Source organism: Collimonas sp. GW821-FHT02H07, assembly GCF_059421505.1.
The window spans coordinates 292,770-310,668 of record NZ_JBWKVC010000005.1; the positions used below are offsets into that span (position 1 = coordinate 292,770).

The 17,899-nt window shown below is 56.9% G+C and carries 16 protein-coding genes; 4 read left to right on the top strand and 12 right to left on the bottom strand.

What is annotated here, in order from left to right; genetic code table 11:
- Window positions 1–10: 10 nt before the first annotated feature.
- From AC07V8_RS10910 to AC07V8_RS10935, 6 genes are all read right to left on the bottom strand, one after another.
- Window positions 11–919, bottom strand: a complete 909-nt coding sequence (locus AC07V8_RS10910; RefSeq protein WP_494677785.1) for a hypothetical protein — start codon at window positions 917–919, stop codon at window positions 11–13.
- A 107-nt stretch (window positions 920–1,026) separates the two neighbouring features.
- Window positions 1,027–1,506 carry a hypothetical protein gene (locus tag AC07V8_RS10915; protein WP_494677784.1) on the bottom strand — a complete coding sequence of 160 codons (480 nt, stop codon included), beginning with the start codon at window positions 1,504–1,506 and terminating at the stop codon, window positions 1,027–1,029.
- A 288-nt stretch (window positions 1,507–1,794) separates the two neighbouring features.
- Window positions 1,795–2,442, bottom strand: a complete 648-nt coding sequence (locus AC07V8_RS10920; protein WP_494677783.1) for a hypothetical protein — start codon at window positions 2,440–2,442, stop codon at window positions 1,795–1,797.
- Window positions 2,443–2,625: 183 nt separating this feature from the next.
- On the bottom strand, window positions 2,626–5,166 hold the full coding sequence (locus tag AC07V8_RS10925; RefSeq protein ID WP_494678035.1) for a glycoside hydrolase family 15 protein: 2,541 nt from the start codon (window positions 5,164–5,166) through the stop codon (window positions 2,626–2,628).
- Between the two features lie 112 nt (window positions 5,167–5,278).
- Window positions 5,279–5,611, bottom strand: coding sequence for a hypothetical protein (locus tag AC07V8_RS10930; RefSeq protein WP_494677782.1), 333 nt, complete (start codon window positions 5,609–5,611; stop codon window positions 5,279–5,281).
- 143 nt (window positions 5,612–5,754) lie between these two features.
- Window positions 5,755–6,648: a LysR family transcriptional regulator gene (locus AC07V8_RS10935; RefSeq protein ID WP_494677781.1), complete on the bottom strand. Its 894-nt coding sequence runs from the start codon at window positions 6,646–6,648 to the stop codon at window positions 5,755–5,757.
- A 194-nt stretch (window positions 6,649–6,842) separates the two neighbouring features.
- On the opposite strand from AC07V8_RS10935, the gene AC07V8_RS10940 reads away from it, so the two are divergent.
- The 4 genes from AC07V8_RS10940 (at window position 6,843) to AC07V8_RS10955 (ending at window position 10,883) form a co-directional block, all read left to right on the top strand.
- Window positions 6,843–7,706, top strand: a complete 864-nt coding sequence (locus AC07V8_RS10940; protein ID WP_494678034.1) for a pirin family protein — start codon at window positions 6,843–6,845, stop codon at window positions 7,704–7,706.
- 102 nt (window positions 7,707–7,808) lie between these two features.
- Entirely contained in the window at window positions 7,809–8,231 is a 423-nt protein-coding gene (locus tag AC07V8_RS10945) for a DoxX family protein (RefSeq protein ID WP_494677780.1), read from the top strand.
- An 84-nt stretch (window positions 8,232–8,315) separates the two neighbouring features.
- Entirely contained in the window at window positions 8,316–8,969 is a 654-nt protein-coding gene (locus AC07V8_RS10950; protein WP_494677779.1) for an NADPH-dependent F420 reductase, read from the top strand.
- A 555-nt stretch (window positions 8,970–9,524) separates the two neighbouring features.
- The gene (locus AC07V8_RS10955; protein WP_494678033.1) at window positions 9,525–10,883 is read left to right on the top strand and encodes an amidase; all 1,359 of its coding nucleotides are present in this window, start codon (window positions 9,525–9,527) and stop codon (window positions 10,881–10,883) included.
- A gap of 215 nt (window positions 10,884–11,098) precedes the next feature.
- On the opposite strand, the gene AC07V8_RS10960 is transcribed toward AC07V8_RS10955, so the two are convergent.
- The 6 genes from AC07V8_RS10960 to AC07V8_RS10985 are packed head-to-tail and all read right to left on the bottom strand — an operon-like array spanning window position 11,099 to window position 17,897.
- Entirely contained in the window at window positions 11,099–12,208 is a 1,110-nt protein-coding gene (locus AC07V8_RS10960) for a type VI secretion system protein TssA (protein ID WP_494677778.1), read from the bottom strand.
- Window positions 12,202–13,344, bottom strand: coding sequence for a type VI secretion system baseplate subunit TssG (tssG, locus tag AC07V8_RS10965; RefSeq protein ID WP_494677777.1), 1,143 nt, complete (start codon window positions 13,342–13,344; stop codon window positions 12,202–12,204). Before tssG ends, AC07V8_RS10960 begins: the two co-directional genes overlap by 7 nt.
- Window positions 13,344–15,224 (bottom strand): type VI secretion system baseplate subunit TssF, encoded by a 1,881-nt coding sequence (gene tssF / locus AC07V8_RS10970; protein WP_494677776.1) that lies wholly within the window; start codon window positions 15,222–15,224, stop codon window positions 13,344–13,346. Before tssF ends, tssG begins: the two co-directional genes overlap by 1 nt.
- A 53-nt stretch (window positions 15,225–15,277) precedes the next feature.
- Window positions 15,278–15,835, bottom strand: coding sequence for a type VI secretion system baseplate subunit TssE (gene tssE, locus AC07V8_RS10975; RefSeq protein ID WP_494677775.1), 558 nt, complete (start codon window positions 15,833–15,835; stop codon window positions 15,278–15,280).
- A 20-nt stretch (window positions 15,836–15,855) separates the two neighbouring features.
- Entirely contained in the window at window positions 15,856–16,692 is an 837-nt protein-coding gene (locus tag AC07V8_RS10980; RefSeq protein WP_494721460.1) for a type VI secretion system accessory protein TagJ, read from the bottom strand.
- Window positions 16,689–17,897 (bottom strand): TagK domain-containing protein, encoded by a 1,209-nt coding sequence (locus AC07V8_RS10985; protein ID WP_494677773.1) that lies wholly within the window; start codon window positions 17,895–17,897, stop codon window positions 16,689–16,691. Before AC07V8_RS10985 ends, AC07V8_RS10980 begins: the two co-directional genes overlap by 4 nt.
- Window positions 17,898–17,899 lie beyond the last annotated feature (2 nt).

Genomic DNA, 17,899 nt, shown 5'->3' on the forward strand with positions numbered 1-17,899 from the left:
ACGAACCCATCTACTCTTGCGATGAGGGACGATTTTTCTTGCAGCAGGCGGCTGCGATTTGCTTGCCTGTTTGCAGGGCGCTGGCAAAATCCGCGTCGGACATTTGCGCGCCGGCATTGCGCCTGAGCTGTTCTTCCGACAAGGCGCTATTTCTCGCATCTGCCTCGGCTACCTTGTAGGCGAGGGATAGTCTTGCATCGCGTGGCAGCAGTTCTCCGGCGCCGTACACTTGCGCCAGCAACGCCAGGGCAAATGGCTCTCCCTGTCCGGCGGCGGATTTCAGTTCTGTGACGGCTTCGGTTTTCCACTGCTGTACGACGGGATCGTCCGCGCTTTTCGCCAGGTCGGTGTCACGGCCATACGGCCCTTCCATGAAGTAATCGATTTGCGCTTCTACTTTTCCCGCGCGCGCGGCCAGGGCCAGGAAGGAGAGGCGCTCCTGCAGTTGCGCCGAATTGACGCCTGCGCACAATGCCAGCAATTTTTTTCGTTGATCCAGAAATTGCGCGAGCTCGGCGGCGCTATCGTAGGCGGGGGCGGGTTCGTCGTTACTGGCGCAAACCGCTGCCGCCTGGTAAACATTGTAGGCGGCGTCTTTGTCGCCGGCCCTTGCCAGGCTATTCCATTTTGAAATGTACTCTTGCACCGTAAGCCCGCCCAGGTCGACCTGGCGGCCGTTGCGCGCATACACAGCGGCAGGCGGTTGAGGGGGCGCGGCGAGGCCATTTCCCTGGTTTGCCGTTCCTGGCGCAAACGGCGATATCAATTCGCCGCTGCGGGGAGATGGACTGGAGACGGGATCCTGGCTTGCGGTCTTTACGCTCAGCGTTTCCCCGGAACCCTCTGTCGTCGACAGATACATTCCAAGGCATGCGCCGGCCACTGCGAGCAGTAGCGAGTAACGGATGGTCGGGCTCACGACATCGGGAAAACGTAGGGAGGCAGTTCGCTATAGGCCTGATGCCGGCGCAGCGCAACCGGCATCAGGTGTCAAACATCAAACATCAGGCATCAAACAAGCGGCGCTTAATTCCACAAATAGCAATAAGCCTCGCTGGCTTCCAGATTGTCGCCTTCGCTGCCATCGGCCAGCAGTTTCTTGACGAATCCGTTTGGATGGGCCTCGTCCGGCGTGACGTTGCAATTGTCGTGGACCCAGTGGATGCCATAGCCGCTGGTATACAGCTGGCCGCACATTTCCACCTGGTCGCCGATCTTGAACGCCGCCAGCGACTTCGGTATCGAAGTCGAATTCTTTTGGTAGTCCGCGGCGTAGACGTTGTCCATGGCGACGTCATAAGTCCTGCCGTCCTGGTCCGCTTTTACGCGGATATGCGTATGCGAGAGCTTGACGCCCTGGAGTGCTTTGCCATCCGCAAATGTCGGTTTGGCGTTGACGGTGCCAGAGAGATAGCTGCCTGCGGCGGCGTCGCAATCCGATTGGCCATCGGCCATGGCGTACATTGCCTGAGTCAGCAGGCAAAGGGAAACCAGGAATTTTTTCATTGATCTTTTCTCCTTCATGTTTCTATAAGGTCCAGCGGTTAATAAAACAGGGGATGACTGTTGCTTTCACCGCGGCGCGGCACAGATTTTCTCCGGGCAGCGCCGTCGACATGCAAACCAGATTGTCGCCCTGGCAGCCTGCAAAAAATAACAGTTATTTATTACGCAATGATGACTTGCGACAACATTTCCCATTGTTTTGAGGCGCCGCCCCATGTCGCCTGTCAATTAATGTGAGGTAAGGAAGGTAGTTCCTGCGAGCTCAGACCCTGCGGGCTGCTCGGCCAGTCAGCGCCCGGTGTGCAGAAGCCTGGCGTGATCTCCCATGGAGTCCCTGACTTTTTGCGCGTCGACATTTCCTGCCGCGACTGCCTCTGCAAGCAGCGCAACTGCCCGCTGCAATTGCGGATCCTGGGCGACGTCGGCCTCATTCAGGATCTGGCGGCCGGAGCGTTGCTCTTCGCGTTGGAGCTGCATGCTCAACTCAACGCGCGCCTGCGAGTTGCCTCGTCTGGTCAGTTCTTCAAGCTGGCTGACCATGCCGGCTTCCGCCGCGGCAGAATGACGGCAATCGGCCGGCGCTCCGGTTCCATTGCTGCGCGGCGTATTGCATGGCTCTAGCGCATGAAGCGTTTTGCCGATGGCGGCGGCGCTGGTGTCGGCCGCTTGCCTGGCCGGCGGAGCTGAGGTGTCGCTGCCGTTGCTGCAGTGCGCCGGGGTTTGCCCAAACGGACTTGCCAATGCATTGGCGGCGCAATCAAGTGAGGCTGATGCGGATGCGGATAGGATCGCCTGCGGCTTGGAATAACCGGCGCCAACGGCGGGGAGCACCGCTTCGCGGCTGTTGTCCGTGCGCTGAATCACGACTATATACACGACGGCCAGAGCGGTGACGAACAGGATCAAGGCTTTGAGGGATAGGACTTTGGCAAGCATGATTTCCTTTCTTGTACTTTGACGCTAACCCGACTCTTGATGACAGGAGCGCTCCGTGGAACCAAGTGCGTCCAGGCTTCGCGCGCGATGGTGCCGGGCGTGTTTACGATGCCACAAGAATTATTAGCCGGAGGCGACCCTGCCGCGATGCAGCGCGACTATTGCAGCGGGTCGCCTGCAGCATTACCAGCTCACCTTGTCAGACAAGGTAACGGTTCCGGAGGCTGGCGTATTCAGCGCACGGTTGCCGTTATTTGGCAGATTCTCCCACGTGACTGAACCATCGCTATTCTTGCGATAGTACTTGTAGGTGATTCCAGAGTTTGCAGGCAAGTTGACCTTGTTTGCCCAGACCGGGTAGCTGGCCGGATCCACGGGCGTGCCCAGATCGGTGTTCCATGATCCCAGTTCGGCCACGCTGCCGGTCACGTATACCCATTGCCCGGGGGAGGTATTGGCCGTCACGTTCACAGCCGCCTGTACCTGGCCGGCGGAGGGAGCGATTGCGCAGTTGTTGTAACGAGCGCAGACAGGTTGAGGAATATCGATGACATTGTTGGCGTTGATCGATGCCAGCAGGTTGATGTACTCGCCCATGGCCCAACTCAAAGGTGCAATTGATTTGGTCGGGCTTCCCGGCACATAAGGGGCGGGCGTCGTCGCTTGCCAGCCGCCATCGATACCGGGCGTGACCGACGCCGTGTTATTCCAGACCTGTTCCGAGACGAAGCCTTCGGGCGTGGAAAATGCCTTCACCGCGCTCAAGAAAGTGCTGCCGCTGCTGCCGAGGCCGCTCTTGGCAATCTCGTACATCCCGCGTTCAGCGGTAAAGATCGGCCACAGCCGTCCCCGTCCGGACGAGCCGTTGTAATTCGTGCCATCGTTTTGTTCTCCATAGCCGTCGAAGTTATAGCGGAACCATGCATCGCCTTTCCCGCTCACGGTCTGCTTGATGGCGCCGTCATACACCGGTATGGTCGAGACGATGGTGCTGTCGTTCGGGCTCTTGATCCCCATGCGCACCAGTTCGAGAAAGCCGCCGTCGATTATCTTGCGTTGATCGTGCGAGCCGCCGCCATTTCCTATCGTATATATCGACGCTGCATCCGGGCCGCTGGCCGGATTGTAGATCTGAGGGCCGCTGCCTGTGCCGCTCTTTCCTGCCGGATTGATCCTGATGTAGTACTTGCCGTTGCCGAGCGGGCCTGTGTTGGTAAAGGTCCATCCCGCCACATTCTGTTGCCAATAGTCGGCGATGCGCAAGTATGTCGCCGCGCTGGTGCTGTCGTTGTTGACGATGGCTATCTTGGCCGCCGCCACCAGGCCGGCAATTTCCGCGGCGATGGTCGATGGCGAATAGCCAGAGGTCTCTTCCCAGCGTTCCTGTTGCGTCCAGGGACCGTTGGCAACGATATAGTCGGCTGCCAGCTTGATCTTCGGCCAAATCGGATTATAGACAGCCGGACCAAGGCGATAAGCAAGCAGGATGGGCATTGCCTGCTCATCCATCTGGGTTCCGTTCCAGTATGGCGTGCCGTTGATGTGCGAATTCTGAGGAAAACGCCCGCTCGCCTGCTGCTGTACGTTGAACAGGAAGCCGACGGCGGACGATGCCGACGCCTTATCTCCCGCCGTAATGAGCGAATTCGCGAACTTGAAAAGATCGCGCGCCCATACGAGATGATAACCACCGGTATTGACGGTGTCGTCCGCGGTTTCTCCCCACGGCGTGCCCATGCCGGCAATCATCGCGCCATTCGATTTGTCCTGTATCGACTTGAGCGACATCGCCGCAAGATAGTACTGATCGTCTGCGGTGCCGCCCTGTGTGCTCAGGGCGTTGTTATAAGCATGCCATTCGTTATCGTAAGTCGTTCCCAGCGTGGAGATGTTGTCCGCCAACGTTGCGTTGGCTGTGTTCATCGCCTCTGTTTCGGTAGCGCCAAAACCGACGGCGACATCGAAAGAGATGCTGGTTGCAGTGCTGCCGCCAAAGTTGATCCAGCCCATCTGCGCTACATTGCCGTTCGCAGCGGTGTCGTAGGTGTAATCCATGGTCTTGTCGGACGCACCGCCAAGCAAGTCGGTCCAGCCGTCGTTGACGCCGACAAAGCCAACCGAGGCCATGGTGGCGCCAGCGACATTTTGCCAGGGAAGGGATACGCCGATTGCAGAAGCGCGCGTCGATTTCGAGGCGACAAGCAAGGTGCGCCCGCCCGATACAAGGGTTTTTGCGGTATCGCCCGAGCCCGCGTCATTCATCGAGGGATTGTGGAGGAGGTAGAGATTGAAATTGCTGACGTTCTTGCCGTTGAGCGCAGTGAATGTAGTGCGCTGGATCAGGGTATTGCGAGTCGGGTCGACAAAAATGGTTTTGCTGAGTTGCCAGTTGTGGCCGCTATTGGCCGTGCTTGCAGTCCAGGTCATCGACCGTTTGTCCGCTCGCGTCGCCGTATAGGCCGTTTGCACTTTTTCTTCGTCGACAAAGGTCTTTGCCGTGTCGCCGACCAGGAATTGCAGATCGACGTTATTCGGATTATCCAGGGTCGGGTAGAAGACCTCCGTGATAATGCTTCGGTACCCGGTAAAGTAGACCCGCGATGTATTGCTGGCCGAGGTGCCGAGCAACGACTTCTGCGCGGGCGCCCAGCTGGATCCGAGACCCGGACCGCCCGGTGCGGCGCCGCTGGCAAATGCCTGCGGCACGGTCAGAAAAGCCGCCATCAGGGAGGTAGCGATAACGGTCAATGTCATACGTCGATTCATGTTTGTCTCCTGCAATATTGCTCTTCTAGTTAAAAAGGACCCGCCTCATTGCCTCCGGCAGTCAGCTGACTCACGCTGCCGTTTGGGCCGAAGCGGCTTTGAATATCATTTTTATGCAAAAAAATTCACAAGAAACTGTGAGCAATACGGGTGCGGCGGTGATACGCGCTGACGGACTGGACTTTGCCTTGCCAAACGCATGTTGTTCCGAACGGCGTCTGGATGACTGTGCCAAATTCCATACTGACCAGAAGCAATTCGAACCAGCTTGGCAAAATGCAGCAAAGCAATAAAGTAGTAAAACTACATATTGCCAAGGAAAATAATAGTATTTTTCTTTCTTGCTGATGTCAACGGGATATTTTGTTGCCGATTCGGCGCCCTCCATTTGGCAGGCAGGCATGTCAAATGACCAAAATGACCAACTTGCTTAAGCCAAGTTAGTCAGCGAGATGTTGTGTGAAGAGGGGGGAGCGAGCGGCGGAGGGGGCTGCTGCCCCGTGCCATGTGCGGTGCGGCCAGGATTTGTGTCTGGCGAGCCGGTAGCTAACTGATTCTTTTTAACTGACCTACAAACCACCTTCCTGCAGGGCCGGGCGGCATATCCTTGCGGTATATGGCATGCATGGAGAAGGCTGAGCCAATCGAAGGATGGGCCTCCAATTCAATCGTCACGAGTGTGCCGCGTGCGATGTCTTCTTCGACCATGTGTCGCGGCATGATGCCCCAGCCCAGGCCCGCACGCAAAAAGGCATGCTTGGCGCCCAGGTCGGCAAGCCGCCATACCAGCGGCGATAGGACGCCAAAATTACGACCTTCCGTGAGATTGGAGCGGTCCGTCAATACCAGCTGCACATGACCGGCGGCAGCGGCGCGAGGAATCATGCCGCCCAGGCTTGCGAGTGGATGAGAGGGAGACACCACCGCAATTGCGGGAACACTCAATAGATACTCGGATCCGCAATTGCTTGGCACTTCCGGCAAAGAACCGATGATGCCGATGCGGCTGCGGCCATCCAGGACTGGCTGGACTACGGCGCCAAGCGCCTCGACATACAGCCTCAGCGGCGTGATGGGAAAGGCGGCATGAAAGGCGCGTACAGCTTCCGTGAGCGCTGCAATGGGATACATCACATCCACAGCTACGGATAATTCAGGTTCAAGACCTTCCGCCAGCGTACGTGCCCTCGCCTTGAATCCATCCATGCTGTCAGCTGCGGCACGGGCATCCGCCAGCAGTGCCTTTCCAGCCTCCGTCAATTGCGGATAACGGCCGGTTCTTTCAAACAGAGGGAATCCGATTTGCTGCTCAAGATTCGCCAGCGTCTGGCTGACAACCGATTGCGCGCGCCGCAGCTTGCGCCCCGCAGCGGAGAAGCTCCCTTCGTCTGCTGCGGCAATAAACGTGCGCAGCTGGTCCATGGACATTGCATCTAGCATGTATCGCTCCCGACGATTGATTCCATCGAAATATATAGGCTTCCGCGATATCAGTCTAGTGCCTACCATGCAGTCATTGGTTCAGGACATCTCGAACATCCATGACCAACGCGTTACCGGCAAAAGGCGGCACAGTTTTGAGAATTAAAACTCATGTCGCTATGGAAATATTTCACTCATCAAGGAGCCTAATTATGTACGCAATTGTTACCGACAATGCTGCTCTGCCCGAGCAAGCAACGCCGCAAGCACGTCAAATCGTTTATCGCACAAAAGGGAAGCGTCAGGAATGGTTTACGCGCCTTGCGAGCCCGTCAGGCATCGGTGAAAAAATCAAGCCTTTCGTTTTCTTGGACGACTTTGATATTCGTTCCACCGGCAAGCCCCTTGAGGGCATGCACCCGCATTCCGGCATTGCAACCGTCACTGTCGTCGTGTCCGGCAATATGGATTACCAGGATACGACGGGTAAAAGCGGCACCCTCTCGCCCGGCAGCGTCGAATGGATGAACGCCGGCGGCGGAGTCTGGCACGCCGGCGGCGCTGCCGAAGGCGAGCGCGTGCGAGGCTTTCAACTGTGGATTGCATTGCCGCCGGAGGACGAAAACGGCGTCGCACACAGCCAGTATCTGGCGCCCGAACAAGTACAAACCCATGGCCCGGCCCGCGTCATTCTCGGTCGCTACGGGAATGCGACAAGCGTCATCCCAACCCGCGCATCCATCAATTATCTGCATGTCGTACTAAAAAACGGACAGCGCTGGCGCTATCAGCCGCCTGCCGGGCACACGGTCGGCTGGGTCGCTCCCTATGCAGGCAAGCTGCATGCGGCAGGCATGGAGTTACAGAACGAGCTCGCCGTATTCGAAGAATCGACAGCCGCCTTGGATTTTTTTGCAGAGGGTGATACCGAATTCGTTTTGGGCTCCGCCGTCAAGCATCCCCACGATCTGGTGCTGGGTTATTACTCGGTCCACACGGACGGTTATGCGCTGGAACGCGGCGAAACCGAGATCGAACGCATCAGAGAGCAATTGGAAGCAAATCGCAGTTTGTAGTTTCAAGGATTTATCCCGCAACTTGGCAGCACGGCAGCAGGCACCAGAGCAATTTCCAATCATTTATTTTTTCACCAATTTTCTATTTCATCAGGAGCTAACATGCAAAACGCAACTAACACCTCACCCTCTTTTCCCTTCATTGGCCGACTCATGATGGCGGCAATTTTTCTCATCAGCGGCGCCGGCAAGATTGCCGCTCCCGCCATGACGATAGCTTACATCGGCGCCATGGGGTTGCCGTTCCCGACCTTGGGATTCGCAGCTGCCGCAGCAGTCGAAATCGGCGGCGGCCTGTTGCTGGCGTTCGGTTTCCAGACACGCATCACAGCCTTGGTGCTGGCCGTATTTTCTGTGGTCACCGGCCTGGTGTTCCATCACGCAATCGGCGACCAGAATCAGTTGTTCAATCTGCTCAAGAACATTGCAGTGGCAGGCGGCCTGCTTCAATTCATGACTTTCGGCCCGGGTGCATTCAGTCTTGACGCCCGCAAGGCATCGAAAATCACGCCGCGCGCAGCCTGAACCGTCGCGCAATAGTCCTCCACGCAATGCAAGAGCTCGTGCGTCCTTGCGAGCTACGTTTATCGGCCTCAACTACGACAACGAATGAAAGGAATCATCATGTCGAACAACGCACAAGCTAACAAAGAAGGTATCCAGCATATCGGCATCATCGGCGCCGGCGCTATCGGTCAGGCTATGGCAAAGCAGGTTGTCCGCGCCGGCCTGAAAGTCACACTCAGCAACAGTCGCGGCCCTGAATCGCTCGCTGATGTGGTTGCGCTGCTAGGCCCTAATGCCCGCGCAGGCAGTGTCCGTGATGCGGCTGCGGCTGATATCGTGGTGTTGAGCGTGAACTGGGCGCAACTACCGTCGGCGCTGGCCGATTTGCCATCCTGGGAAGGCCGCATCGTTATCGACGCGACCAATCCGGTGATTCAACCCGGATTTCAACTGGCCGAACTCGGCGGGCGTAATTCCAGCGAGGTAGTAAGCGATATGTTGCCCGGAGCCAGGCTCGTGAAATCATTCAATACCTTGCTTGCAGCAGTGTTGGCCAGCGATCCGAAGCAAGCTGGCGGCAAGCGCATCGTATTTTTATCGGGCGACGATGCCGTAGCCAAATCCATGGTCGAACAGTTGATAGACCGATTGGGATTTGCCAGCATTGATTTAGGCACCCTGGCGGTAGGCGGCAAGCTGCAACAGTTTCCGGGCGGCCCATTACCTGCAGTGAACCTGATCAAACTCGCAAACTAACGTTACGATCAAAACAACTATGCTAGCTGGTGCGTCGAAAATCCGCAGGGCGAAGGATTCTGTGGATTGCGCGCACCACACCGGCCGATCGATTTTCCAGGCACTATGTCCTTGCCAGGATGATGGAACAGTGCGGGGTAGCATCGTGCGTTTCCCTTGCTTGGGGCGTTCATGCGTAGGGGGTTGTATAGCCCGAAAACTCCAGCGCTGACAGGCGGCGAAATTGCATGAGGGCCGATTCATATTTAGTCACGTTTCCCGGAATTTTCCTTCCCTTCCGTGCGGATTTACATCCATTTTGTTTCTTGTATCGGCTTGCGCAACAATAAAAAATCGTATTTTCATGCGTTTATCAATTTATGTGCAAATGGCATGGCCTTTGCTTATGAATAAATAGCGGAGGGGTACGAAAGCCTCGTCCAATAAATTTAAAGGGGGAGACAAATGGATATCCAGCGACGTAATTTCCTGCAGAAAACTGGCAAGTACGCAGCCCTTGCGGGAGTCGGCACGATAGCACCAGGGGCTTTTGCGCGAACGACTGCCAGCACTGCCATGGGGCACATTTCAATGACGGAAATGTCTCGCCGTCTCGCTGCCGGCTCCTTGAGCAGCCGCCAGTTAGTTGAAGAAGCACTTGCCGCCATCAGCGATCCCAATGGAGAAGGCTCACGCGCCTTCATGACCGTCTACGCCGAAAAAGCTCGTGCAGTTGCGGCCGAGATCGATGCGCAGCGCCGTCGCGGCATGGTTGCCTCTCCGATTGCCGGCATACCTGTTTCAATCAAAGATCTGCTCGACGAGGCTGGACAAACTACCCTGGGAGGTTCCACGGTTCTGGTCGGCCAGCCCCCCGCGCTGCTTGATTCGACCGTAGTGGCGAGATTGCGCAAGGCCGGTGCAGTCATCATCGGGCGCACCAATACTGTTGAATTCGCCTACACAGGGCTGGGTATCAATCCGCACTACGGCACGCCGAAGAATGTCTATGATCGTGCTACCGGCCGCATTCCCGGCGGCTCGACATCGGGCGGCGGCATATCGGTGGCTGACGGCATGGCTGCCGGCGCTATCGGAACCGACACCGGCGGCTCGCTGCGCATTCCCGCCGCGCTCAACGGCCTGGTGGGATTCAAGCCGACGCAAAGCCGCGTGCCGCGCGAAGGTGTGATGCCGCTATCGACCACCTTGGATTCGGTAGGTCCGATCGCCTGGAGTGTTGCCGACTGCGCATTGCTCGATGCCGTACTCGCAGCCGAGGCTGTGCGAGCACCTCATGCGCCGGCGTTGCGCGGGCTGCGATTCGCTGTGCCGAAGACTTACTTTCAGAACGATTTGTCCGAACCTGTCGCGCGCGCATTTGATCTCGCCTTGTCCCGTCTGTCTGCGGCGGGAGCGGCCATTGTCGAGTTGCCGATGATCGAATTTGCGCAGGCGCCGAACATCAATCCACGCGGCATGATCACGGCGTCGGAGGCGTATGCCTGGCACCGCAAATATATTAAAGACGGCGCAGATAAGTACGATCCGCGAGTACTAGCTCGCATCAAAACCGGCGAAGCCATCAGCGCGCCAGACTATGTTCAACTTCTGGCCCTTCGGCGCGAATTCATCCGCTCGATAAATCAAGCCGCGGCTGGCTATGACGCGATGCTGATGCCGACAACCCCCGACATTGCGCCAGCCATCGCCGACGTGATCAAGGACGACGAGAGCTACTATCGCATTAACGGACGCATGCTGCGTAATCCATCGGTGGTCAACTTGTTCGACGGCTGCGCGCTCTCGATACCCTGCCACCAGGCGGGCGAGGCACCGGTCGGACTCATGATTGCAGGTATTCAACATACCGACCACCACATTCTCTCGGTGGGACGGTCGGTGGAGGCGATTGTTTCGCCGCCTCGAAGCTAACGGCGATTGCCCGGCAAGACCGTTTGGCCGGGTCGGTAACTCATCATCTTGATAGTGTTGGATCTTCCATCGCAAGCCGAGCTAGCGGGAACGAATGGTCCTGGTTCCAGGAAGAGGAGGATACTCGGACAGACTTTATTGTTCGTGATTACTTTTGAAAGCAAACAATAAAGTCTGTTGGGTGCCAGCTCATGTCTGTGCGGACGGAGAAGCAATCACTCTTGTTCCCAGCGTGCCAGCAAATCCGGTGGAATCGATTGCGCCACTTCAGAAAATCGCTTCCCAACCATTTTTTCCGCCTGGCGCAGGAGAATTGCAACTGGGCTGCTAGGCTCCACCAGTTCGAACCATTCACGGGCTTCCTGTATGGCTTGCAAAGCCGCCTGCCGTCCATTGATGGTGTGATTGGACATATCTGTCGGGGTCATTGATGGTTTCCTTTGGCCGCTAATGGCATCCAGGTATTCGCGAATGCTGCTTTGAGAGGGGGCGGATGGCTTGACATCTGCCATGCTGGTTTCTTGGATCGTCTTACTCACCTTGGCGTCCGGCGCCGGTGATTCCGCCGGCTTTGCCATGGCGATGCCCGACTTCGATGCGAACAGTCCGAGCAGGCGCACGAGGGGCGCCAGGTCTGGGGCATAATCTTGCAAATCGCTTTGACACCACAGCTGCAAACGCCCGACAAGCACCGATGCCTCCGACAAGTCTTGCAATGCAGGATTGCGGGCATGGCGTAAATCTGCCAATTGGCGTTGTACCGCCTCCACCGACAGCGCGTCAGGATGACGTGGGGAGGTAAAGGCACGTTCTACATCACGTACCTGCAAGCGCATGGCTGAATTTTTGGACAACGTGATGTCTCGGATATCGGACAGCAGTCCTTCAGGGTCGGCCAGCGCAGACAGTGCATTGGCGCGCATCGCAAGGTCCCGCTCGCCCTCAATCAGCAACTGCGGATGAATATGCTCGGGATAGTGTTCCAAAAACCCCACTAGCTTGGTCAAGCCTTCCTGCAACCCCACCGCTTGCGCACTGCGTGTGCGACACCGCAGCAGCAATACCAACAACGTAATATCGCGGGAGCGCAGCAACAAGCGTTGGCAATCGCGTTCGATGTCAGCCCAGTTTGGCCCTTCCGGCGTATCCACAAAATCACCATACTGGGCATCCTTCCTTGGCGCTACCTTTGCCATTAACAGCATATATTCCGGGTCATATTCCAAATTCGGCCCGCACGGCTCGCTCTCTGACAGCGGCGCCAGCCATTCTGGCGTCGCCGTCCCGATCAGGTTTTGCAGTGTTTGCGTGAGTTTGTTCAACATTGGCAGCTTCCTTGGCGCATCTTGTTCCGTTGTGATTCTTGACGCATGTAGTGTTCAGGTTCAAAGACCATGCCGGTAGTGGCGGCCTGCGATGTGTCGCTGTCGCCTAACCAGGTCGCCCATCCCAATTTTTCCTCGCTGCCAATGCGGGCCGGCGTGGCCGCCGTGGCGGCAACCTTGAGTTCGACTTCCCACTGGTACTCCAGTCCGACAAAGGCTCTGACCCATTCGACCAACAGCGGCAGGTCGCGCCCTTGCGGTGTCAGATGCAGATATTGCGCCAACGACAATGGACCGATGACGATACGGAATTTATGCTGGCGATCCGGCACCGCCTCGCCCAGCAGCGCTCCCTCGCTCATCACGCTCGCCACCGAGGCCCGTCCCAGCAAGGTGTGTTCATCCTCTGAGACACTAATCCAGTGCAATACATGCTCTTCAATCTGTACCGGCACGCCGAAGAAATGTGCCAGGGTCGTCGCCAAGCCATCAGGATTCCTGGCCTCGCGCACCAAATGCGCAGAGGCGGCCATGCGGGCATGGGGCGGCAGGGGCGACGATTGGATATTCACCGGATCATTCCCCGCCAACCGGCTGACATACTGTGAGAATTGCTCGTCATCGGCACGGTCCAGGCCCGCCGCCGATTGCGCTTGGGACCAGGCGCGATACATGTGCGTCATGTAACGATGGTGAAACTGGTCCAGGAAATTGACCAGGGTTGCATCGTGCCGATTATCCAGCCGGTCTTTGGCGATTTCCGTAAAGTGAATCGGCAAGGGACCGTTCGGCCCGAGCATGCCTAATCCGAACAGACGAATCTGTGGATGTTGTGTATGTGGGTCAATTGCGGCAATTTCCCGCGGGGAGAAGGTCATCGACGGTTGCTGGCCAAGCCGAAACGGCTCTTGTCTCGGCAAAGTGGCCCGACCGATTGGCGGTAAGTGGGGATGACGCGCAGCCGTCGCTCGCAGCAAGCTCACAAAGCCGTATCGCCACGGATGGGCAGCAGCGTCTATCAGGCGATAACGCCAAGTCGTCGCATCGGCCACTTTCATATTTGCCTTGTCGGTCGCCTCACCATGCGCGGGCAGATCTTTAGCGACGAATTGGTCGTCTGAGTCAAGTATCAGCATCAAACCACTCCTCGGCCGCCCATGCGCACCGGCCAGCGCGCCACCAAGCCCCGCTGCATCGAATGCAATTCAGTTTGGGTAAACACATTAATCGATACATGACGCGCGAGCCAATGTTCCAGTATCAAGCCGAACAGGTATGGACTGGTGCCGGAGAAGCCGGTTTCGTCCACCGTCAGCTTGCAAGCGACACCGCGGCCATACACCAGCGGGCCCTTGCCCGGCAAGCGGCGAGTCACAGGCTCCACATCGGAACCAATCAGGCTCTGCACTTGCCGCATCTGCGCCGAGTCCTCGCCAGTGACAAATAAGCGCAACATATCGCGCAACGCCTGTCCGCCCTCGCGGCCGCTCATATCGGTCAATGGCAGATAATTAAAACCCAATTGCCGAATCAGGCGCCAGGCCATTTCGCGCTCCGCAAAAGGCGCTTGCGGCGTACTGGGAGGGCGAATCAAGCCGACGCAGGCGACCGGCAGTGAATCAGCCACGCGTAAATCGGATTGGCCATTGCGCGGAACTAATCCGGGAAGGTCTCGATTGGTCAGCAATGCGTTGACCGCCAGATGCGACAGATTCTCCGCATACGGCGCTTCGTTTTGGTCGACCAGAGAAAGAAACACTTCGGTGCCGGTATATGGAGTGCGCGTCCCGTATTTGCGCGCCGTGGAAGAAGTCAAACGGCTTTCGCGGCGCATCGAGAAATAGCGCCCAAAATTACCTTCGTCCTGGTTCAAGGTCTGGAACAAGGGGCGAAAAGCCATCGCCTCGGCATTTTTATCCTCCTGGGCGCTGATTTCCTGCACCGAAAACACCTCAAAATCCATCGGCCGCGCGCGGTCCGGCACCAAATGGAATTCCGCCTGAGCCGTGTTCAGCTCGACCCGGTCGGTACGCTTCGGGAACAGGTTGATGACCGGTGTGCAGTGCAAGGCGAACTGCTGCGCATCGACGTGATTGCTCAGCGCCCCAGGCGGCTTGGACAAAAGAATCACGATTTCCGCCTCTTTGCCGTGTATTCGCGCTAAGCCAGGCGCCAATTGCGTCAAGGCGAAGAAATAGAAGCGGCTCGGGCAGGAGAAATATTCGTGCAGCAGGTTATGTCCATGAAAGGTGTTCCAGGCCAGCGGCAACAGGCTTTGGTCAGGCTGCAATCCTTCATGCACCAGAGCGTCTTTGACTATGACATGCGGATTATTGCCTATTGCACCCGGCGTGCCGGTAAAGGTCGCCACAGCCGCCGTGTGCAACAACTCGAATAAATGCGAGGCCATGCCTTCTTCGCCGCAGAGATAGATGGGCAAACGGTCCAGTCCCTGCAAATCGGAAAAATTCAACTCGCCATCGATGCGCAAAGTCAGGCGCAGCGCGCCTTGCACCTGAAGATGCGCCGGCAAATGCCTATCCATTGAAGGAATATCCGGCGGTGCGCCGGTCAGCCGTGCCGCGACAATCTCAATCGGCCACAGCATGACATCGACGCTGCTGCGAAATTCGCAGGCTGTTTTTTCTCCTTGGGGGATTTTGGCGTGAAATGCCGTCTGCCTTGGCACCTTGAAACCGCGCCGCAGGTCGCCTTCCTTCGCATTCGGATGCAACTGCGCCACCGCCATCGACGGCGTCGGGCAAATGTAATTGGGATAAATCACTTCCAGCAAACGCTGCGTAAAACGCGGAAATTCCGCATCCAGCTTGATTTGCATACGGGCCGACATAAAACAGAACGACTCGATTAGACGCTCTACATATGGGTCGGCCACTTCGATACCGTGCATCCCCAGCCGTTTGGCAATCTTCGGATGTTGCTCCGCAAATTCGCCCGCCAGTTCACGCATATAGACGAGTTCGCGGTTGTAGTAATCGAGAAGAAGTGGGTCCATGCTATTTTTGCCTAAAAAATGTGTGTGCTTCGTCGCCGGAACAGGTTCGGCTTTTACTTCTCGTTTATGGACATGCGATTGGTCTCTAAATCGACCGAGCTTTGCACTATGAAGGTCATGGGATACGGGTCCATGCGAATCGCCCCGCGGATTTCGAACAGCAGCACGTTATATTGCCGTGCCGCGCCTTCTTTCATCAGCGGTACGATTTGCAGCGTTTCCTGCATCAGGCGTGGCTCGAAGTCGAAAATCGCGCGACGCAGGCGCTGCTCGATATTCGCCCACTTATGTTCGGACAGATAGCTGCCGGCCAGCGGCGGCACACCGTAATTGATAGTGGAGGCTGCGGCTTCCGCGTGATGGTCGCGGTCCAGCAAATCTTCCATGTTCACCGTGTTCAACAGGAAGGCCAGGTCGCGCTGGATGATTTGGCGCATTTGCGTGCGCGTTACCGTATATTCCCCTGGTGCTTCTGAGCTGCGCAAGGGTTCGTCATCGCGCAGGCGGTCGAACAGTGTCGGCAGCAAATGCGCGTTCGGTTGTCGCGGCGCATTTTGCTTGCCGATGGATTTGTTATCCGAGACGGGATGACGCCAGGCTGCTTTTTCCATGATGTATCCGTGTTCTCTGGCTAAGTATTTTGTGCAAAAGTGATAACTCGCAAGTCGAGCAGTCCCATGTCGCCGACATCGGTCATCCAGGTTTTCTGACCCAGGCCAAAAACACCGGTTTTCCCTTCTTCCCGCCAACGCGTTTCGCGCGCAAGGCGGATGGCGTCGTCAGCCACTTCGGAGCCCGGATAACGTATAGGCAAGTAAGCTTTCAATGCGGAACCGTCGCGCAGACTGACCTCGGCGCGAGTCCAGATGAGGTCGAGCAGGCTGTGCGGTGGCTGAATGTTGAGGGTGGTGATTTCACTGAACGGGCACCAGCGATACATGCCAGCGACCACCATTTCGCATACCGGGCCGAGGCGGGAATCGCTCTCCGTTATCCAGGTAAATGCACCGATATTGCTCTCGCCCGCGACTTCCGGCGCTGCCGACAATGCATCCTCACGCGCTACATCGGCAGCGTTGACGTCGCCGTTCCCCGCCGCGGACAAGGCATCCAGCAAACGCAACAACCAGCTTGGCGGGGTGCCCACCATGTGACCTGGCTGCTTTTTCCCCGCGAAAACGGCAGCCCGCAGCATTTCGCTACGAATCAGGTCGCGCATCACTTGTGCGGTCGGCACCAGTTCGGCGTCCAGCTTGGCGCAAACCTGCAATTGCTTGAGCGCGCGCTCCCACTGGCACAGCAAGCATAGTGTTTGAAACAGCCCCCAGCGCAATCCAAGATCAGTCGGCGCCGAACGGATGTCGTTTTCCAGGCGCACTAAAACACTCACCAACGAATCTTGCTGGAGCCAGCTATTGAGTGCGCTGCCTTGGTCCGGTGCATTGTCTTTTGAGGCGTGCGTAGTCATGTTGGATCGGAGTCCTTAGATTCTGGTAAGTCCTGTTGCTCTGCATCCTGCCTGGAGTCGGTAGCCGCCCAATAGGAACTATCGGGACTAAGAGCGTGATGCTCGCGGCGGGTCAGAGAAGGTAAATTGGAGCGTTGTTTAGGTATCGCGATGCCTTGCGCGAACAGATTGAGTACGTCGTTGTCCGGTGCCGAAGAAGGCAACTGCCACACTTGCGTACCGAATTGTTGAAACAAATTCTCTATCCCTAATTCCCCCGACACTAAATCTACTATCGAAATATGCTGTGGAATATGGGCCGCCAGCTCGGTCGGTGTACTCAGAAGGGAGTCAGTGACCTCTGGCATCGCTTGCATATTGAGCTGCGCGTGCAAAGACGCAGGGTCTTGCACCGCCTGAATATAATCTTTGCCAAGCTCTTCAACGATATTACTGCGGGTATCTTGGTCAATAATCTCATCTTCTCTGCCTTGGTTCTCCTGCTTAATATAGGCATCCGATGGAGAAGAAAGAGCAGGGGCAACCGGCGCTTCCATTGCGATTACGTTGGCTTTAGTCTGCGCAATATAAGCAGCATCAAGGTGCTTGCCATTGATAATGTCTTGGTCGCTAAGGACTGGAACCGAAGAATGCGGCGGTTTTTGCCTACCAAAATCCGTCCCGAGCGTTTCGGGAACGATATCAAACAGACTCGCGCCGGCCACTGGCTCTGGCGGAACGTGTTTGCCACCTATCAAACTGGTCAGTGACCCTGCGACATCGTCTGTCCCGGTAGGGGTGTGCGGCATTTTTTCCGCGAATGTTGCGACGCTGGCAGTCTCCAGACCAGCCGAGTATGGCCCCTCATGCTGACTAACTGTCGACGTATTGGTTTCGCCGACTTCCAGATGCAGCATCCCTAACTCAATCCGGTCTCCTGCATGCAAAGGCAGACTTTGCTGATAGAGAAGCGGTACATCGTTGACTGAACAGGCCCAGCGCTGGCCATTACAGACTAACCACCATCCACCTGCCGCGGCCCCGAAAGCGCGCCAGCATACGGCGCATCGCATGTCATTCAACCATCTACGCTCCGTTTCCGGTACATAATCGGCGAAATGTTTCTCGCCCAGCGCCGTATCCTCGGTAAGAATGAGCGTGGCTTGCAGCGTCGTACCGTGTCGATGCAAAACGCGCAGATGTAAATCGTGTTTCAAAGAAATCATCA